The organism is Streptosporangium sp. NPDC020072 (genome assembly GCF_040631445.1).
GTDB lineage: Bacteria > Actinomycetota > Actinomycetes > Streptosporangiales > Streptosporangiaceae > Streptosporangium.
On record NZ_JBEYAB010000002.1, the window covers coordinates 579585 to 598362 of the forward strand.

Sequence of the window (18778 nt, forward strand, 5' to 3'; positions counted from 1 at the left end):
CCGAAAGGAACACCAGTGGCCTACCGCCTGACGATGGTGGGAACCGGATACCTGGGTGCGACGACGTCGGCATGCATGGCGGAGCTGGGCTTCGAAGTCCTCGGCGTCGACGTGGATGCGGAGAAGATCGCCCGCCTGCAGGCCGGGGACCTGCCTATCTACGAACCCGGCCTTCAGGAGATCCTCCGGCGCAATCTCGCCAACGGACGGCTGCGCTTCACCACCTCCTACGAGGAGGCCGCGGCCTTCGGGGATGTGCACTTCCTGTGCCTGGGCACCCCGCAGAAGCCCGGAGAGTACGGCGCGGACGTCTCCCATCTGGACGCCGCGGTCGAGTCGCTGGCACCGTTCCTGGAACGTGAGTGCCTGGTGGTCGGCAAGTCGACGGTCCCGGTCGGCACCGCGCAACGCCTGTCAGAGAAGCTCGCACGGCTCGCCCCCATCGGCTCCGGCGCCGAGCTGGCCTGGAACCCGGAGTTCCTGCGCGAGGGCTTCGCCGTGAAGGACACGCTGTATCCCGACCGGATCGTGCTCGGCGTCGCCTCGGAGAAGGCCGAGAAGGTCATGCGCGAGGTCTACGCCGCCATGCTCGAACGCCAGACCCCCCTGGTGATCACCGACTACCCCACCGCCGAGCTGGTCAAGGTCGCCGCCAACGCCTTCCTCGCGACCAAGATCTCCTTCGTCAACGCGATGGCCGAGGTCTGCGAGGCCGCCCACGCCGACGTCAAGCAGCTGTCGCTGGCGCTGTCCTTCGACGACCGCATCGGCGGCAAGTTCCTCAACCCCGGCCTGGGCTTCGGCGGCGGCTGCCTGCCCAAGGACATCCGCGCCTTCATGGCCCGCGCCGGAGAGCTCGGCGCCGACCAGGCGCTGACCTTCCTGCGCGAGGTCGACGCGATCAACATGCGCCGCCGCGCCCGTATGGTCGACCTGGCCCGCGAGCTGACCGGCGGCTCCTTCCACGGGTGTACGGTGACCGTCCTCGGCGCCGCGTTCAAGCCGAACTCCGACGACATCCGCGACTCCCCCGCCCTCGACGTCGCCGTCACGATCAGCCGGCAGGGCGGCCAGGTCACCGTCTACGACCCGGCGGCCCAGGAGAACGCCCGCCGGGCACATCCCCAGCTCGCCTACGGCGAATCCGCCCTCGACGCCGCCCGCGACGCCCATGTCGTACTGCTGCTGACCGAGTGGCAGGAGTTCATCGACCTCGACCCCGAGGCCCTGGGCTCCGTGGTCGCCAGGCGCAAGATCGTCGACGGCCGTAACGCCCTCGACGCCGAGGTCTGGCGCGAGGCCGGCTGGCACTACCGCGCCCTGGGGCGCCCCTGACACACGCGACGGCCCCCTGCGCGTGAGAGCGTCAGGGGGCCGGTTGATCAGACGTCGAACGAACCCTGCCTGACCTCACCGAGGAACGCCCGCCACGCCGTACGGGTGAGGATCAGCTTCGGCCCGTCGGGGTCCTTGGAGTCACGTAGCGCGAACAGCGGGCCGACCGCGGCCATCTCGACGCACTCTCCGCCGTTGTCGCTGCTCAACGACGCCTTACGCCACACGGCCCCGCTCAGGTCTGCTTCCATGTCTCCATCACCTTCGTCATGAGATCGATGCTCGCCCCCGGGGACATGGCCTCGGTGCGAAGCTCCTCGTAGCGTCTGCTGACCTCCGCCACGTCACGCGGATGATCCGTTACCCGCCCTTCGATCGCGCATTCCACGTAGGCGGTGTCCGTGGTGCCCTCGATTCCGGCGATGACGAACGCCCCGCTCAGACCGGCCGTGACGCTGGCGTCCCCCGGCATCACCTGGATGGAGATGTGACGGTTCTCCATCGCCGCGATGACGGCCGCGATCTGACCGCGCATGATCTCGGGGCTGCCGACCCGCCGGTAGAGCATGCTCTCGTCCAGCACCGCCCACAACAGGGGTGGATTGGCGCCGTGCAGCAGGCTCTGCCGTTCGATCCTGGCGGCGACCAGCTCCTCGATCCGCTCCTCCGGCATCGTCCGCCTGCCTTTCAGCAGGGCGCGGGCGTAGTCGGGGGTCTGCAGCAGGCCGGGGAAGACCAGCGGCTGCCAGTTCTTGAGAACGTGCGCCCTGCGTTCGATCCCCACCCATGGACGAAACCAGACGGGATAGGCGGCCTGGCTGAGAATCGGCCAGATCCGCATGAGCGTCCCCTCGGTGTTGAGCATCCGGTCACAGCGCTCGATGAAGTCACGCGACGGATTGCGCTTGGCGGTCTCGACCATCCCGACCAGGGAGACGGAGGAGGAGATCGCCTCTGCGAGCTGCTCCTGGGTCCATCCGGCCTGGTCGCGCAGGCGGCGAAGCTCTGCTGCGAAGAACGCCAGCGGGCCTGACCCGCTGTCGAGCTCACGCGACGATGGCATCCGAACTCCTGTCTTACGTCTCACACCGGTATCGCAGCATGACCGGTCATCAGGGGACACGATCATGCCTTCAGTGACAACTGCATCACGCACGGTAATGTGACACCGTCTCGTTTGGAAGCGCATCCCCAAAACACGTCAAGATCAGCAAAGCGAAACCCCGGCGATCACCCAGAGACCTTGACCGGGGGGATGGCCGCCAGGCACGAGGTGTCCGGCGTCCGGCCGTCACGGAGAAACGCGGTCACAACGCCCGCGACACACCCGCTGGGTTCGAACTCCGACACATGGCCGACGTTGGGCACGGACACGAAGACCCCCCGGGGAAACTGCGCGGCGGCCTTGCGCCCGTTGGCCTCGGCGGTGATGCCGTCCAGGTCGCCGTTGAGCACCAGCACCGGCACGTCGGGGAAGCTCCCCGTCGAGATGTACGGCCTGCCGGTGCCCTTGGCGGGCCAGCGCAGGCAGTAGTCCCCGGCGTCGGCCTGCGCCCTGGCGAATCCCAGGGGGCTGAACGCGCCGAACTCGCCGGGCCTGGCCCGTCCGACCGCGCGTTCGAAGTGGCGGCGCCGTTCGGCGAGCGAGGCCCCGACCGGCCACGGGCGGGGGTAGTCGTTGCACGAGACGGTGGCCGCGATGCCCATGTCCATGCCCTCGTAGGCCGCCAGGTCTCCCGCCATGATCTCCCCCATCAGGGCGACCAGCTCACGGTCGTCCCCCCGGGCCGCGCCGCGCAACGCCCTGGGCAGCCTGCCGACGACCGGGACCTCCGAGGGCACCGCCCCGACGGCGACGCTGGCCGAGGAGTAGACCAGCTGCGCGAACCTGTCCTCGGTGAGCGCGACCCACCTGTTCCGTCCGCCGACGGTGAGGGGCACCCGCGCGGGTACGGCCCGCAGCCTGGCGGCCACCCTGCCCAGGTCCCGTACGGCCCGCTCCCCGTCGCAGGCCCCGCTCCGCTCGCAGATCCGCCGCAGCGTCAGGGAGACGGCCTGGGCGCTCTCCCTGCCCAGCGGGTCGAGGCCGATGGGGTAGGCGGCGGAGAACACCGCCGACTGGACCCGCTCCGGATGCCGCTGGGCGTAGACGGGCAGCAGGTAGGTGCCGTAGGAGAGTCCGTACAGCATGACCTTGGGGATGCCCAGGGCGGCCCTGACGGCGTCGAGGTCGTCGGCGGTCGCGGCCGAGGTGTAGCCGACGGCGCGCGGGCCGAGGTTGTCCGCGCAGCGGCCGACCAGCCGTAACAGGCCCTCCCGTGGTTCGGTCACCACGGCACCCGCGGGAACGCCGCAGGTCAGGGGGCCCGACCGGCCCACTCCCCGGGGATCGACGAGCAGCAGGTCGTGGTCGGCGAGCAGGCCCCCGAGCAGGGCGGTGAACGTCTCGTGCTGGGCGATCGCCTGTCCTCCCGGGCCACCGGGATTGACGAGGATCGTCCCCTTGGCGGGGCTGGCCGTCTCCCGCCGGAGGATTCGTGCGTATCCGACGGTGACGGCGCCCAGGTCCGGCCTTCCCTGGACGAGGGGCCGGGGAAGCGTTCCGCACTCGACCCGGTGGCCGGGAACCTCAGGACACCAGGTGGTCTCCTGGGCGGGGGCGGACACACCGGGCAGGGTGAGGGACAGGGCGAGAGCGATCGAAGTCAAGGTCACGATCGGGATTGTTGATCCTCACCCGGCCCGCCACCAGACCCAAACTTCGACCCCGGCGTCGGTCAGTTGTCGAACTCGCCGAGTTTCACGCCGCCCACGAAGGCCTCCCACTCCGAGCGGGTGAAGAAGAGCTTCGGGCCTTCGGGGTTCTTCGAGTCGCGCAGCACGTACAGCGAGCCGAGGCCCGCCTTGTGGCCGGAGTCGACCGGGTCGATCACGGCCACCTCGACGCAGTCCTCGGTGGGGTCGTCACCCGTGACCGCCCTGCGCCAGACGGCCTTGCTCAGGTCAACGTCCATCTCTCATCACCTTCGCTGTCGGGTCGGCGCCGCGCCGGGCACCTTCATACGGAGATCCAGGATGACCGGTGACGTTCTCCCCCGTGCCGGATTCCCGCACACAGTATCCGCGGCGACGACCGGCGGCGGACAGGACCGTACGCGATTACCTAACGGATGACTGATTCCTCCCTTGATTGACTTCAATAACGTTCTGATCAGCGAAACAACCGAAAGATCCTGAGGAGATTGCCATGCCGTACTTCGAGACCGCCGACGGCACCCGCCTCGCCTACGAGGACTACGGCACCGGCAAGCCAATCGTGTTCGTGGCCAGCTGGGCGCTGGGCGCCGACATGTGGGAGTACCAGGTGCCGTTCTTCGTCGAGCAGGGCTACCGGTGCGTCCTCCTCGACAGGCGTGGGCACGGCCGCTCCGACCGTCCCTCGGGGGGATACGACATCGACACCAGGGCCGACGACCTCGCCACCCTGGTCGAGCACCTCGACCTGCGGGAGATCACCCTGGTCGGGCACTCCTCCGGTGGCGGCGAGGTGGCGCGTTACCTGGTCAGGCACGGTGAGGAGCGGGTCTCGCGGGTCGCGTTCGTCTCGGCGGTGCTGCCGTTCCTGAAGCGGACGGACGACAACCCGCAGGGCGCGCCCGAGATGCTCTGCGAGGCGGTGATCGCCCAGTTCAGGAAGGACCGGCCCAAGTGGTTCGCCCAGCGGGCGCAGGGGTTCTACGCCACCCACCTGGGCAACGACGCCTCGCCCGCGCTGGTCGACCTCACGCTGCGGCGGTGCCTGGACACCGCGCCGTGGGCGACGATCGAGGTGTGGCGTTCGACCTTCCACGCCGACCACCGCGAGGGCCTGCGCGCGATCACCGTCCCCACGCTGGTGGTGCACGGCACGGCCGACCAGTCCGCGATCGTGGAGATGACCGGCAGGCGCACCGCGCAGCTGGTGCCGGGCTGCGTCTACAAGGAGTACCCCACCGGCGGCCACGGCCTGTTCGCCACCCACAGCGAGCAGCTGAACAACGACATCCTTGACCTGATCAAGGGCTGACGGGCGTTCCGCCGGACGGCCGAGGGGAAAAACGGGAGGACGGACACGGGCAGAACGTCCGTATACTCCTGGCATGATCCGACGACATTGATGAACGACCAGAGGTCGAAACGAGAGCGGATGCCGTGGGCCACCTGGCGCCTCAGAGCACCTGGAGCCCCGTCCCATCTCGTCTCGTGGAAAGACCTCATGATCGCACTTTCTCCGCGTGCGTCGGGCGCCCGCGTGAAGCGGCTGACCCGTCCCCTCTACCTCTACGCGGCCCTTGAGGACTTCGTCCTCCTCTATCCGGTCTACGCTCTGCTGTTCGCCGACCACGGCCTGTCGGTGCCCGAGATCTCCTCCTTGTTCGTCATCGGCGCCGTCTGCGGCATGCTGCTGGAGGTTCCCTCGGGCGCGTGGGCCGACGCCGTCTCCCGTCGTCTGCTGCTGTCGGTGGGGCCGCTGCTGTCCGCGGTGGGTTACGCCCTGTGGTTCCTGGTTCCGGCCTACTGGTCGTTCGCGCTCGGGTTCGTGCTCTGGAGCGCGGGTTCCTCGCTCCGCTCCGGCTCGATGGAGGCGCTCGTCTACGAGGAGCTCGACCATCTGGGTGAGGCCGGGCGCTATGCCACGGTGATGGGCAGGGTCCGTGCCATCGGGCTCGTCGCCGTCGCGGCGGCCACCGCGGCGGCGACCCCGGTGCTGAGCGTCGGCGGGTATTTCGCCCTCGGTGTGGCCAGTGTGCTGACCTGCGTGTTGTGCGCCCTGACCGGTATGGCGCTGCCCGAGCACCGGGTGGCCTCGGCGCGGCACGATGACGCGAGCGGGTATGTGGCCGTGCTGCGGGCGGGCCTGGGCGAGGTGCGGGACAACCGGCCGGTCCGGGGCGCCCTGCTGCTCGTCGCGGTGGTGACGGCGGTCTGGGGTGGTCTTGAGGAGTACGTCCCGCTGCTCGCGGCGGCGACCGGCGTCTCCGAGGCGACCGTGCCGTTGCTCGTGCTGATCGTCTGGGGTGGCGTCGCGGTCGGCGGCCTGCTGGCCGGGGGCGCGAACAGGATGCCGGTCAGGGCCTTCGCCGCGGTGCTCGCCCTGGCCTCGCTCGTCATGGCGACCGGGGCGCTGACGGAGCGGCCCGCCGGGCTGGTCGCGGTCGGCGCGGGCTTCTGCGTCTTCCAGCTGGCGAGCGTGATCGCCGACGCCAGGCTCCAGCGGCGGATCACCGGGCCGAGCCGGGCCACGGTGACCTCGTTCGCGGGCATCGGCATGGACGCGGGCACGGTGGTGGTCTACGGCGTCTACGCCGCTCTTTCGCCGTTCGCCGCGCATGGCGTGATCTTCGCGCTGTTCGCCGCGCCGTACCTCTGCGTCGCCGCCGCCCTCGCGTACGGCTCCGCCCCTGCCCCGTCCGCCTCGACGGGCTCCCGCTAGGCCGTCTCCCACCCGCCCGCGCCGCCCCGCGCCGTGCGTGGAGTGCCTGCCCGGTGACCGGTCACCACGCCGGCCGAAGTCCAGGGTCGCGGTGACCGGGCACGTGGCGGCCCGCCGGGTGTTCGACCAGCCCGTCGGGGGCGCGCCGCTGGAGGATCCGGCTGTTGCCCGCTTCTCCCGGCGTGGGGGCCGGGAGTGCCGCCTGCCCTGAGGTGAGGGGGCGGCGGGTGCCGGCTCCCATGCCGCCGAGGACCGCCAGGATCAGGACCGTCACCCCGAGGGTGGTCCGTATCACGTTTCTCATGATTCCTCCCTCCTCATCCCGCCGAAGGTCCTCTCCTGCCCCGAAGGGCGGGAGATATCCACACGGATGAGGAGGGAGGGATCAGCCGCCGAGGGAGGCGGCCTCGGCGCGCAGCTTGGCGCCCTTGGCGTGGGCCTGGTCCCGCAGCGACTCCTGGAAGCCCTCCATCCGGACCCGCAGCGCCTCATCCGAGGCCGCCAGAATCCGTACGGCCAGCAGCCCCGCGTTGCGCGCGCCGCCGACGGCGACGGTCGCGACCGGGACCCCGGCGGGCATCTGGACGATCGAGAGCAGGGAGTCCATGCCGTCGAGATACTTCAGTGGCACCGGGACACCGATCACCGGCAGCGGGGTCACCGAGGCGAGCATGCCGGGCAGGTGGGCGGCGCCCCCGGCCCCCGCGATGATCACCTTCAGGCCGCGCCCCGCCGCCTGCTTGCCGTAGGCGATCATCTCCTCGGGCATGCGGTGCGCCGAGACCACGTCGGCCTCGAAGGGGACGTCGAACTCGGCCAGCGCCTCGGCGGCCAGCCGCATCACCGGCCAGTCGGAGTCGCTGCCCATGACGATACCGACGGCGGTCATGCTCTCTCCTCGCCTCGCGGCCCGCGGCCGCGCTTACGGACGTTCACGTGTAGCGGCCCTCGGACAGGTAGACCGCGGCGTGCTGGGCGCGCGCCCTGACCTCGTCCAGGTCGGTGCCGAGGGCGGTGACGTGGCCGATCTTGCGGCCGGGCCGTACGTCCTTGCCGTAGAAGTGGATCTTGACTCCCGGGTCGTGCGCCATGACGTGCTCGTAGCGGGAGAACAGGTCCGGGTCGTCGCCGCCCAGGAGGTTGGCCATCACCACGACGGGGGCCGCCAGTGAGGGCGAGCCGAGCGGCAGGTCGAGCACCGCGCGCAGGTGCTGCTCGAACTGGGAGGTGCGGGCGCCGTCGATGGTCCAGTGGCCGCTGTTGTGCGGGCGCATGGCCAGCTCGTTGACGACCAGCCCGGTGGCGGTCTCGAACATCTCGACGGCCAGCAGCCCGGTCACGCCCAGCTCGTGGGCGATCTTCAGGGCGATCCGCTGCGCCTGCGCGGCCCGCTCGGGGTCGAGCCCCGGGGCGGGGGCGAGCACCTCGACGCAGATGCCGTCACGCTGGACGGTCTCCACGACGGGGTAGCTGACACCCTGTCCGTGCGGCGACCTGGCGACCAGGACGGCCAGCTCACGCTCGAACGGCACGAACGTCTCGGCCATCAGCGGCACCCCGCCGGCCAGCACCTCGGCGGCCTCCTCCGCCGACCGGCAGACCCACACGCCCCGCCCGTCGTAGCCACCGCGCACCGCCTTGAGCACGACCGGCCAGCCGTGCTCTGCGGCGAACCCCGTCACGTCCTCGACGGAGGCGATCCGCCGCCACGGCGGGCAGGGAGCGCCGATCGCGGTCAGCCGCTCACGCATCACCGCCTTGTCCTGGGCGTGCACCAGCGCCTCGGCACCGGGGTGTACGGCGAAGCCGTCCTCGGTCAGCGCCCGGACGTGCTCGGTCGGCACGTGCTCGTGGTCGAAGGTGATCGCGTCGCACCCCTTGGCGAAGTCACGCAGGACCGCCAGGTCGCGGTAGTCGCCGAGCCTGGTGTCGGCGATCACCCTGGCCGCGCTCTCGTCGAGGGAGTTGGCCAGCACCCGCAGCTCGATCCCGAGGGCGATGGCCGCCTGCTGGGTCATCCGGGCCAGTTGACCTGCTCCGATGACGCCGACGACGGGACCGATGGGACTGACCGGGGAAGGGCTGCTCACGTCGGTCGAGTTTACCGGCCCTCCGCACGGGAACCGGCAGGGGCATCGGCCCCGCGCCACCGGGTACGGCGTGGGGCCGGTCATGTTTTGCCGTGAGTGCCAGGTGTGACATCCCGGGCCGGAGTAACGCCATACGCCTAGATTTATCGCCATAAATCCGATATTTCTTGAAACACCGTAACTGACTGCTTGCGGAACATCTGGTCAGCCGAAACACGGGACGAGCGGGTGCGCCGGTAACCTGACAGAACAACGTCCGAGGTCCTCCCAGCGACGGCCTCAGCCATCCGAAGGGACCGTGTGGGAGACGTGCTGTTTCTGCGACGCGCCTACAAGCAGCTCGTCGGCCTGATCCACGAGCTGTCCAAGTTCGGGGTCATCGGAGCCATCGCCTTCGTCATCGACACCGGCGGGCTGAACTTCATGCAGTACGTCCTGCACCAGGGGCCGCTGACCTCCAAGGTCGCCGCCACGACCGTGGCCGCCACCTTCGCCTACCTCGGCAACCGTTACTGGACCTTCAGGCACCGCGAGCAGAGCGGCCTGGCCAGGGAGTACTTCCTGTTCTTCCTGCTCAACGGGATCGGGCTGCTGATCGGGCTGCTGTGCATCGGCTTCACCCAGTACACCCTCAAACTGACCGACCCGCTGAGCTTCAACATCTCCAATCTGGTCGGTGTCGGCCTGGGGACGCTCTTCAGGTTCTGGTCCTACAAGAAGTGGGTCTTCCTGGCCGCGACCGAGGACATCCCCAGGGAGCTCCCGAACGAGAACACCCGGGTCCTCTAGGACTCACGCGGGGCCGCTGACCACCCGGTTTCTCGTGGTGTCGTCCACCTGGCGCAGGAACAGTGCGAAGGCCGCCGGACGAGGACGGATGAGTTCGAGACGGCCGCCGTCCGCGGCGGCCAGCGCCCGCGCCAGGGTCAGCCCGAGTCCGGTGCCCCCACCTCCGCTGACGTTCCTTTCGAAGATCCGTCCGGCGAGTTCGTCGGAGACCCCCTGCCCCTCGTCCGCGACCTCGATCACGATCGACCTGTCCTTGTCACTGGTGGTGACCGTCACGGTGCCGCCGCCGTGTTCGAGGGAGTTCTCCAGCAGCGTGGAGATCACCTGGCTGACGCCTCCGCTGGTGCCGAGCGCCTGCAGGCCGCGCGTCCCGGACAGCTTCAGCTTGCGTCCCACCCTGCGGAAGGCCGGGCCCCACTCGATGAACTGCTGGTCGAGCACGTCGTCCAGAGTGACGGCGTCCGCCTGCGCCTGCCGCTGCCTTCTCGCCGCCGCCAGTAGTTCGTCGATCACCGCCGTGAGCCGCTCCGCCTGCACGATGGCCGCCTCGCCCTCCTCCTTGACGATTCCCGGCTCGTGCGCGGCCGCCACGATCTCCTCAAGTCGCATGGTCAGACCTGTGAGAGGGGTGCGGAGCTGGTGCGAGGCGTCGGTCGCGAACTCCCGTTCCCTGGCCAGCAGGTCCGAGATCCGGGTGGCGCTGCGGTCCAGCACCTCGGCGACCCGGTCGAGTTCCTGGATGCCGTAGCGGTGTTTGCTGGGTCTCGCGTCGCCGGAGCCCAGCCGCTCGGCGATCATGGCCAGGTCGCTGAGCGGCAGTGTCAGCCGGCGTGACTGCACGACCGCGAGCCCTACCGCGACCGCGAGGGCCGCGGCGGCCAGCGCCAGGATGAGCAGGAGCCATGCCCTGACCTCCCGCTCCACCTGCGTCTTGTCCCGGCTGACCGCGACGTACACGCCGTTCTCCGACTGGGCGTCCTGGGTCATCTTGCGACTGTCGGGGGGCTCGGTCCCCACCATCGTCACCTGGGGGGGAGTCCCTTTCGCATAGACTTGGATATATCGGTCGGGGTATTTGCGCTTGAGCTGCTCCGGATCGACGGGCTGGTCCTGAATCCGGGCATACTCCACCTCCCCCAGCAGGCTTTTGGCCTGGGAGGAAAGCTCCTGGGTCGCCTCTTCCTCGATCAGCCGGTTCACCGCGACGCCCAGGGGGATGCCCAGCAGCAACACCCCGATGACGGCGACAAGCAGGGTTGAGGAGAGCAGGCGGCGGCGCATTCCCTACTCGCGTTCGAAGCGGAAGCCAACCCCTCGCACGGTCGTGATGTATCGCGGCTTGGCGGCGTCGTCCCCCAGTTTGCGGCGCAGCCATGAGATGTGCATGTCCAGGGTCTTGGTCGAGCCCCACCAGTTGGTGTCCCACACCTCGCGCATGATCTGCTCGCGGGTGACCACCTTCCCGGCGTCGCGGACCAGGACGCGCAACAGGTCGAACTCCTTGGTCGTCAGGTGGAGCTCCTTGTCGCCCATCCACGCGCGACGGGAGTCGGCGTCGATGCGCACCCCCTGGACGACGGGCGTCTCAGAGGTGCCGCGCCGCAGCAGCGCGCGAACCCTGGCCAGGAGTTCGGCGAGCCGGAACGGCTTGGTGACGTAGTCGTCGGCCCCGGCATCGAGGCCGACCACGGTGTCGACCTCGTCGACACGGGCGGTGAGGATGAGCACGGGCGTGCCGTGCCCCTCTGCGCGTATGCGTCTTGCGACTTCCAGGCCGTCCATCTCAGGAAGGCCCAGGTCAAGAACAATCAAGTCGATGCCACCCGACAGCGCCCGTTCCAGGGCCTGCGGGCCGTCGGGGCTCACCTCGACTTGGTAGCCCTCCCGACGCAGCGCGCGCGCCAGTGGCTCGGAGATCGAGGTATCGTCCTCGGCGAGAAGTACACAGGTCATGTTGCGATCGTAGGACCTTAAGGGATCGTTTCCCGGGCACAGCGCGCGGTTTGACTCGTCATTGACCTATCCATTGACCTGGGCAAACACTGATAAATCCCGGATAGTCGTCCCGCAACGGCTGGAGCCTTCGCGGTAGCGCTCCCGCATCAGAACCACCTGGAAAGGGCAGCCCCGCCGGCCGTTCCCTCAAATGTTTCCGACAAAACAGAACACGCCCTCCGAAAGGAATTCGGCGGGCGTGTTCGGACGATCAACCTCAGGAGGCCGACGGTGGCTCGGCGTAGCGAGCCAGGTAGAGCTGCTCGCCCAGGCTGCTGATCAGCCCCAGCTCCGTCTCCAGATAGTCGATGTGGTGTTCCTCGTCCTCAAGGATCTCCTCGAAGAGGCGAGCGGAGGTGGCGTCACCCTTTTCCCGCATGAAAATGATCGCGGGCTTCAACCGGTTGACGACCTCAAGCTCGATGTTGAGGTCGGATCTCAGCTGCTCCTCGACGGTCTGGCCGATGTGCAGCGTACCTAGCCGCTGATAGTTGGGCAGGCCTTCGAGAAAGAGGATTCGATCCGTCAGTTTCTCCGCGTGGCGCATCTCGTCGATGGACTCTTCGCGGGTGTACTTCGCGAGTCTGGTGTATCCCCAGTTCTCCTGCATCTTCGCGTGCAGGAAGTACTGGTTGATCGCGGTCAGCTCTGCCGTGAGCTGTTCGTTCAGCAACTCTATGATCTTCTTGTCGCCCTGCATGGCGGGCTCCTCGGGCTAAGCGGTCGGCAACAAGTCTTCAGACCGCTTCAGGATCGCACAGATCTTCCGCACACAGGAGGCGCAGTCACCACCCGCACCGGTCCGGTCACGAACCTGGCGCGCGCTGCTGGCTCCTGACGCTATGCAGTCATGCACCTCGTTTTCGGTGACGGCGCGGCAGACGCAGACATACACGGCGGGAAAAGGCCTTTCTCAGGTGCACTACAAACTAGGTAAGGCATACCTAACATAACGCATTCAGTAAGGCTTTCCTATGTGATGTAGACCACACGAAGAACATTTCCCCGCCGCGCGTGTCCCGGCGCGTCAGACGATCAGTGCCCCCTCGCGATCCACTCCTGGAGATGCGGGGCCTCCGCGCCGATCGTGGTCGACTCGCCGTGGCCGGTCTCGACCACCGTCTCACCCGGCAGGGTGAGCAGCCTCTCCCCGATCGACCCGATGATCGTCTCGAAGGAGGAGAAGGACCTGCCCGTCGCCCCGGGGCCGCCGTTGAACAGCGTGTCGCCGGTGAAGACCACGCCCAGTTCGGGCGCGTGCAGGCACACCGCGCCCGGCGTGTGGCCGGGGGTGTGCAGCACGGTCAGCTCGACGCCGCCCGCGGTGATCACCTGCCCGTCCCCGAGCGGCGTGTACGGCAGGTCCGGGTAGACCATCTCCCACAGGACCTGGTCCGCCGGGTGGAGCATGATCGGCGCGCCGACCCGGGCGGCCAGGTCGGCCGCCGCGTCGATGTGGTCGTTGTGCGCGTGCGTGCAGACGATCGCCCTGACCTCCCGGTCGCCGATCCGCCCGGCGATGGCCGCCGCGTCGTGCGCGGCGTCGACCACCACGACCTCGCGCTCGGAACCGACCAGCCAGACGTTGTTGTCCACCTCCCACGTCCCGCCGTCCAGCGAGAACGTCCCCGAGGTGACGACCCGGTCGATCACAGGACCACCACCGAGCGCAGCACCTCGCCGCGGTGCATCTTGGCGAAGGCCTCCTCGACGTCACCGAGGCCGATCGTCTCGGAGACGAAGCCGTCCAGATTCAGCCGTCCCTGGAGATAGAGGTCGATGAGCATGGGGAAGTCACGGCTGGGCAGGCAGTCGCCGTACCAGGAGGACTTCAGCGCCCCGCCCCTGCCGAAGACGTCGAGCAGCGGCAGCTCGATCGTCATCTCCGGGGTCGGGACGCCCACGAGGACCACGGTGCCCGCCAGGTCGCGGGCGTAGAAGGCCTGCCGGTAGGTCTCGGGACGGCCGACCGCCTCGATCACCACGTCCGCGCCGTTGCCGCCGGTGAGCTCCTTGATCGTCTCGACCGGGTCGCTCTCGCGGGAGTTGACGGTGTGGGTCGCGCCGAACTCCTTGGCCCAGGCGAGCTTGCGGTCGTCGATGTCCACCGCGATGATCTTCGTCGCGCCCGCCAGGTGGGCACCGTGCACGGCGGCGCCACCGACCCCGCCGACGCCGATGACGGCCACGCTGTCGCCCCTGGTCACGCCGCCGGTGTTGATCGCGGCGCCGATGCCCGCCATCACGCCGCAGCCGAGCAGCCCGGCGGCCGTCGCCGGGGCCGCCGGGTCGACCTTGGTGCACTGCCCGGCGGCCACGAGGGTCTTCTCGGCGAAGGCGCCGATGCCCAGGGCCGGGCTGAGCGGCGTGCCGTCCTCAAGGGTCATCGGCTGGGTGGCGTTGTGGGTGCTGAAGCAGTACCACGGACGGCCCCGGCGACAGGCGCGGCACTGCCCGCAGACCGCCCGCCAGTTCAGGATCACGTAGTCACCGGGCGCGACGTCGGTGACACCCTCACCGACCGCCTCGACCACCCCGGCGGCCTCGTGGCCGAGCAGGAACGGGAACTCGTCGTTGATCCCGCCCTCGCGGTAGTGCAGGTCGGTGTGGCACACCCCGCACGCCTGGACGTTCACCACCGCCTCGCCCGGACCCGGGTCCGGCACGTGGACGGTCTCCAGGGAGACGGGCTCCCCCTTGCCTCGCGCGACCACGCCCTGCACGGTGTACGGCATGTCTGCACCTCGTCCTTGATCGTCTGGCATCGTGGCGGTGCCTCACCGGGCACCCCGGTGTCCATGCTTACCAGGCCGGACCGGGCTCCCGTCAGGCCCTTCTGAGCACGTACGGCTGGACCATGCCGAGCCCACGCGCGGGACGGCGGCGCATGCGCTGGACCGTGACCCCCACCGCCCCCTCGACGGCCTCGGCCAGCTCGCCGTCGGCGATGATCGTGCCGGGACGGGCGATGGCCGTCAGCCGCGCGGCCAGGTTGACCGTGGTCCCGAAGACGTCGCCCATCATCGGCACCACGGGGCCGTAGGCGAGCCCGACGCGTACCTCGGGACCGTAGTCGCGGATCGCCTCGACCAGGCCGAGCGCGATCCCCGCGGCCGTCCGCGGCTCCGCGGCGGTGAACAGCACCTCGTCCCCGAGCGTCTTGACCAGCCGCCCGCCGTACGTGGCGACCACGTCAGCGGCGCGTGACTCGAACCCCTCGACCAGGTCGGCCAGGCCGTTCTCGTCCAGTTCGCGGGAGAGCTGGGTGAAGGAGACCAGGTCGGCGAAGCCGACCGCGAGGGTCAGCCGGTTCGGCACGATCTCCTCGCTGAGGTCGGTCGTGGCGAGCAGGCGGGTCCCGGCCGCGGCGAGCTGGGCCCGCCAGACGTGGACCAGCACCTGCTCGAAGTCGGGCAACAGCCTGCGGGAGGCCTCCAGGACCGCGGCGAGGTCGGCGTCGCTCGGCCGTCCCTGCCCGTCGAGCACGGCGCCGACCATGATCTCGGCCTGCCACTGCGCCAGCCTGGCGGTCGTCTGGCCGATCGCCCTGGTCATCCTGATGACGGCCCGCTCGTCCAGCGGGCCGTCCTCCAGCATCGCCCTGACCCGGCCGAGCGCGGCAACGTCGGCGTCGGTGAAGGCGACCGCGTCGTCGGCCAGCGTGGCGAAGCCGAGCGCCCGCCAGATCCGTTCGGTGAGTTCCTGCGGCAGCCGCGCCAGCTCGGCGACCTCGACCCGGGTGTAGCGGGGCGAGGTGCCGACGAACAGGCGCTCGATCTGCTCGGCCGTCGGACGTTGCGCCACGTTCCTCTTCGCCGTCCCCTCCGTCGTGCTCAGGCTTCCGCCCAGGAGGTTACGCCACCGCCCGCACTCTCCGGGTCAGACCGGCGAGCTCCTATTTGAGCGCACCGGCCGTCATCCCCGCCTGGACCCTGCCCTGCAGGAGGGCGTAGACGATCAGGATCGGCGCCATGGCGATCGTGAGACCCGCGAAGAGGCCCGAGCGGTCACCGGCGTAGCCCTGTTCGACCGCCAGGTTGGCCAGTCCCTGTGACAGCACGAACTTACTGTCGTCGCTGACGAGGACGAGCGGGATGAGGTACTGGTTCCACTGGCCGATGAAGTTGAAGATCCCGACGCTGATGAGTCCCGGTTTGGCCATCGGCAGCATGACCCTGAAGAAGGTCGCGATCTCCCCGCAGCCGTCGAGTGTGGCGGCCTCGGCGATCTCCCCCGGCAGCGTGCGGAAGAAGGCCACCAGGAAGAACATGGAGAAGGGCAGCGAGTAGGCCGTGTAGACCAGGATGAGGCCGGGCAGCGAGTCGCCGAGCCCCAGGTTCTGGACCACGAAGAACAGCGGGACGAGCGCCATGAAGACCGGGAAGGTCATCCCGGCGACGAAGAAGTAGTAGAGCACTCCCTTGAGACGGAACTCGAAGCGGGCGAACACGTAGGCGGCCATGGCCGACAGCAGGAGCGTCAGCGTGACGCCGCCGCCGACCACGATGACGGTGTTGCCGAAGTACGTCCCGATGGAGGCGCTGTCCCAGGCCCGGGCGAAGTTCTCCCAGCGCAGGGCCGCGGGCAGCGACCACGGGTCGGCGACGATCTCGGGATCCGACTTGAGGGAGCTGACGACGGCCCACAGCAGCGGCGCGGTCGAGATCACGGCCCACAGGACCAGGAACACCTGGGCGACGGCGATCGTGGGGCCGGACGACCTTCGCGGGCCCGTGGCGGTGGCCATCAGAACTCGATCCTCTCTCTACGGGTCGCCCGGAGCGTGAAGGCGGACAGGGCGAGGGTGACGGCGAAGAGCACGACGCCCATCGCGGAGGCGTAGCCGAAACGGCCGTAGGAGAACGCGTTCTGGTAGAGGTAGAACGAGGCGACCTGGGTCGAGTCGTTCGGCCCGCCGCCGGTCATGATCTGCACCACGGCGAAGGCGTCCAGTGCGGCGATTCCCAGATAGACCGTCGCCGTCCGGACGTTCTCCCAGATCAGCGGGATCGTGATGCGGAAGAAGATCTGGGTTCTCGACGCGCCGTCGAGCACCGCCGCCTCAAGCAGCGAGGCCGGGATGGCCTTGATGCCCGCGGTGAAGAGCACGACGTAGAAGCCGACGCCGTTCCAGACCAGTACGGCGAGCACGGCCCAGAAGGCGAGCCGTTCGTCACCGAGCCACGACGGCTGGACCTGTTCGAGGCCGACGGCGCGCAGCGCGCCGTTGAGCAGGCCGTTGATGGGGTTGTAGATGTTCGTCCACAGCACACCGATGATCGCGATCGACAGGATGTACGGGAAGAAGTAGACGACCCGGTAGAACCCGGCGCCCCACACGCCCCGGATCTCTCCGCTGCGGGGCCCGCCCGCGGCGTTGAGCATGAAGGCGAGGAACAGCGCCAGTCCTATGGTGACCACGGGCAGGGTCACCAGCAGGATCAGGTTGTTGAGCAGTGCCTTCCAGAACACCGGGTCACCGGACAGTTCGGCGAAGTTGGCCAGGCCGACGAGGTCCACCTCGGCTGACAGGCCCCGCCAGTCGGTGAGGGCGATGTAGAACGCCTGCACGTATGGCGAGGCCACGAACACCGTGTACAGGACGACGGGCGCGGCGAGGAAGCCGACGATGACACGGCTCTGGTGCCGGTTGCGCATGGGGTGCTCGTCCTAGCCGCGGGCCGCGTCGGTGAGGCGCTGAGCCTCCTTGGCGAGTTGGTCCGCCTTCACGTCACCGTTCATGAAGCGTCCCATCACCTTGGCGATGTCGCCCCACAGCCGGCTGTCACGGGTGTCGAGGGTGACGCCGAAGACGTTGTCGCCCGCCTCGGCCAGCGCGGCGTCGATCGACACGAGACCGTGCTTGGCGTCCTTGGGCAGCTTCGCCCTGCGGTTGGAGGACAGGGTGCCCGCCTGGGCGATGAAGTTCGCGGCGCTCTCGTCGGAGAGCATCGCCCGCAGGAACTCCAGGCCGCCCGCGGTGTTCTTCGCCGAGCGCGGGACGATGTACGGCTCGCCCGCCTTGGCGCACAGGGCCCCGAAGGGCCGGTCGTCGTTCGCGGTGATCGACGGGACGCGGCAGATCGACATGTCGAAGCCCGCCGGGACGCTGTCGCCCATCTCCTTCTCCAGCCAGGAGCCGCCCGGGACGAAACCGGCCTTGCCCAGCAGGAACTGCATCTGCGCGTCGGTGTGGTTCAGCCCGGAGCTTCCCTTGAGCACCCAGCCGTTGGCGGGGATCGCCTCGAAGGCCTTCAGGGCGGCGACGGCCCGCTCGTCGGTCCAGGCGTCCTTCTCAAGGTTGTTGATCTTGTCGATGACCTCCTTGCCGGCCACCTTGTAGATCATCGAGGCCAGCCACCAGAACATGTAGTACGGGAACTGGCCGGGGTAGGTCCACGGGGCGATGCCCGCGGTGGCCATCTTGTCGCACAGCGTGAGGTACTCGTCCCACGTCTGGGGGTAGGTCCACCCCTTCTCCTTGAACAGCGCGGAGCTGTACCACGCGCCGTAGGCGCCGTAGGAGTAGTTCAGGACCGTGAACTGGCCGCCGTGCGTGCCCACCTCGACCACACCGGGGCGCAGGGTGTCGCGCACCTTGGCCGCTGGATCGCTCCACGAGGGGGCGTCCAGCAGCGGAAGGAGGGGCAGCAGTGCCTCGTCCTTGACGAGCGCGCCGTAGTCGATGGCGTTGGAGCCGGAGTTGTTCACCACGTCCGGCGGGTTTCCGGCGACGAAGCGCGGCTGGAGGGACTGCTGGATCTGCTGGGTCGCCGTCTGGGTGATCTTGGCCTTGGGATGCTTGCCCTGGTACAGCTCGACGGGCAGCTTGATGTAGGTCTGGCCGTAGCCGCCGTCGAAGACGACGACCTCGATAGGCGCGCCCTGGGCCACCCCGAACGGGTTGCCCGCGGCCGCGGCCCCGGTCGGAGTGGCGGCCGGGGCGGCGCTCTGCCGGGTGCCGCCGGTGGCACAGCCGGCCAGCGCACCCGCCACAGGGGAGAGGGCGAGGAGCGCCAGAACCGAGCGACGGGTCGGCTGGAGCGGAGACGGACGGTCGTTCATGAGATGTACCTCCACAGGATCCTGAGCTTTT

21 protein-coding genes are annotated in these 18778 nt (G+C 69.1%); 4 read left to right on the forward strand and 17 right to left on the reverse strand.

The features are described 5' to 3' along the window. Positions 1–15: 15 nt before the first annotated feature. Complete coding sequence (locus ABZ470_RS05890) at positions 16–1335, forward strand: UDP-glucose/GDP-mannose dehydrogenase family protein (RefSeq protein WP_352009966.1); 1320 nt, start codon at positions 16–18, stop codon at positions 1333–1335. Positions 1336–1382: 47 nt separating this feature from the next. On the opposite strand, the gene ABZ470_RS05895 is transcribed toward ABZ470_RS05890, so the two are convergent. The 4 genes from ABZ470_RS05895 to ABZ470_RS05910 form a co-directional block, all read right to left on the reverse strand. Next, the gene (locus ABZ470_RS05895) at positions 1383–1586 is read right to left on the reverse strand and encodes a DUF397 domain-containing protein (protein WP_352009967.1); all 204 of its coding nucleotides are present in this window, start codon (positions 1584–1586) and stop codon (positions 1383–1385) included. Further along, positions 1571–2398 (reverse strand): helix-turn-helix transcriptional regulator, encoded by an 828-nt coding sequence (locus ABZ470_RS05900; RefSeq protein ID WP_352009968.1) that lies wholly within the window; start codon positions 2396–2398, stop codon positions 1571–1573. The genes ABZ470_RS05895 and ABZ470_RS05900 overlap by 16 nt, the downstream gene beginning before the upstream one ends. Positions 2399–2565: 167 nt before the next feature. Next, positions 2566–4050, reverse strand: a complete 1485-nt coding sequence (locus ABZ470_RS05905) for an alpha/beta fold hydrolase (RefSeq protein ID WP_362910256.1) — start codon at positions 4048–4050, stop codon at positions 2566–2568. Between the two features lie 62 nt (positions 4051–4112). Further along, positions 4113–4349 carry a DUF397 domain-containing protein gene (locus ABZ470_RS05910; protein WP_352009970.1) on the reverse strand — a complete coding sequence of 79 codons (237 nt, stop codon included), beginning with the start codon at positions 4347–4349 and terminating at the stop codon, positions 4113–4115. Between the two features lie 233 nt (positions 4350–4582). Here ABZ470_RS05910 and ABZ470_RS05915 point away from each other — a divergent pair, with 233 nt between their 5' ends. Continuing rightward, on the forward strand, positions 4583–5401 hold the full coding sequence (locus tag ABZ470_RS05915) for an alpha/beta hydrolase (RefSeq protein WP_362910258.1): 819 nt from the start codon (positions 4583–4585) through the stop codon (positions 5399–5401). 189 nt (positions 5402–5590) lie between these two features. Beyond that, complete coding sequence (locus tag ABZ470_RS05920; protein ID WP_362910260.1) at positions 5591–6808, forward strand: MFS transporter; 1218 nt, start codon at positions 5591–5593, stop codon at positions 6806–6808. A gap of 61 nt (positions 6809–6869) precedes the next feature. Here ABZ470_RS05920 and ABZ470_RS05925 read toward each other — a convergent pair whose 3' ends face one another. The 3 genes from ABZ470_RS05925 to ABZ470_RS05935 form a co-directional block, all read right to left on the reverse strand. After that, the gene (locus tag ABZ470_RS05925; RefSeq protein ID WP_362772679.1) at positions 6870–7112 is read right to left on the reverse strand and encodes a hypothetical protein; all 243 of its coding nucleotides are present in this window, start codon (positions 7110–7112) and stop codon (positions 6870–6872) included. An 81-nt stretch (positions 7113–7193) separates the two neighbouring features. Beyond that, a complete protein-coding gene (gene purE, locus ABZ470_RS05930) occupies positions 7194–7697 on the reverse strand; it encodes a 5-(carboxyamino)imidazole ribonucleotide mutase (RefSeq protein WP_352009974.1) in 504 nt (167 codons plus the stop codon). A 43-nt stretch (positions 7698–7740) separates the two neighbouring features. Then, entirely contained in the window at positions 7741–8826 is a 1086-nt protein-coding gene (locus ABZ470_RS05935; protein ID WP_362910362.1) for a 5-(carboxyamino)imidazole ribonucleotide synthase, read from the reverse strand. Positions 8827–9207: 381 nt separating this feature from the next. Here ABZ470_RS05935 and ABZ470_RS05940 point away from each other — a divergent pair, with 381 nt between their 5' ends. Beyond that, the gene (locus ABZ470_RS05940) at positions 9208–9687 is read left to right on the forward strand and encodes a GtrA family protein (protein WP_362910262.1); all 480 of its coding nucleotides are present in this window, start codon (positions 9208–9210) and stop codon (positions 9685–9687) included. A 3-nt stretch (positions 9688–9690) separates the two neighbouring features. On the opposite strand, the gene ABZ470_RS05945 is transcribed toward ABZ470_RS05940, so the two are convergent. From ABZ470_RS05945 to ngcE, 10 genes are all read right to left on the reverse strand, one after another. Next, complete coding sequence (locus ABZ470_RS05945) at positions 9691–10968, reverse strand: ATP-binding protein (RefSeq protein ID WP_352009976.1); 1278 nt, start codon at positions 10966–10968, stop codon at positions 9691–9693. Positions 10969–10971: 3 nt separating this feature from the next. Further along, positions 10972–11640, reverse strand: coding sequence for a response regulator transcription factor (locus ABZ470_RS05950; protein WP_012888073.1), 669 nt, complete (start codon positions 11638–11640; stop codon positions 10972–10974). A 259-nt stretch (positions 11641–11899) separates the two neighbouring features. Next, positions 11900–12382, reverse strand: a complete 483-nt coding sequence (gene bfr / locus ABZ470_RS05955) for a bacterioferritin (RefSeq protein ID WP_362772684.1) — start codon at positions 12380–12382, stop codon at positions 11900–11902. Between the two features lie 15 nt (positions 12383–12397). Next, positions 12398–12577, reverse strand: a complete 180-nt coding sequence (locus ABZ470_RS05960; RefSeq protein WP_362910264.1) for a (2Fe-2S)-binding protein — start codon at positions 12575–12577, stop codon at positions 12398–12400. A gap of 140 nt (positions 12578–12717) precedes the next feature. Next, positions 12718–13335 carry an MBL fold metallo-hydrolase gene (locus ABZ470_RS05965; protein WP_352009979.1) on the reverse strand — a complete coding sequence of 206 codons (618 nt, stop codon included), beginning with the start codon at positions 13333–13335 and terminating at the stop codon, positions 12718–12720. Then, positions 13332–14417, reverse strand: coding sequence for an S-(hydroxymethyl)mycothiol dehydrogenase (locus ABZ470_RS05970; protein ID WP_352009980.1), 1086 nt, complete (start codon positions 14415–14417; stop codon positions 13332–13334). The genes ABZ470_RS05965 and ABZ470_RS05970 overlap by 4 nt, the downstream gene beginning before the upstream one ends. A gap of 91 nt (positions 14418–14508) precedes the next feature. Then, entirely contained in the window at positions 14509–15486 is a 978-nt protein-coding gene (locus ABZ470_RS05975) for an adenylate/guanylate cyclase domain-containing protein (protein WP_362910267.1), read from the reverse strand. A gap of 91 nt (positions 15487–15577) precedes the next feature. Further along, positions 15578–16429, reverse strand: a complete 852-nt coding sequence (locus tag ABZ470_RS05980) for a carbohydrate ABC transporter permease (protein WP_352009982.1) — start codon at positions 16427–16429, stop codon at positions 15578–15580. Then, positions 16429–17340, reverse strand: coding sequence for a sugar ABC transporter permease (locus ABZ470_RS05985; RefSeq protein ID WP_362910269.1), 912 nt, complete (start codon positions 17338–17340; stop codon positions 16429–16431). Before ABZ470_RS05985 ends, ABZ470_RS05980 begins: the two co-directional genes overlap by 1 nt. Positions 17341–17352: 12 nt before the next feature. Then, a complete protein-coding gene (gene ngcE, locus ABZ470_RS05990; RefSeq protein WP_352009984.1) occupies positions 17353–18747 on the reverse strand; it encodes an N-acetylglucosamine/diacetylchitobiose ABC transporter substrate-binding protein in 1395 nt (464 codons plus the stop codon). Positions 18748–18778: the final 31 nt, after the last annotated feature.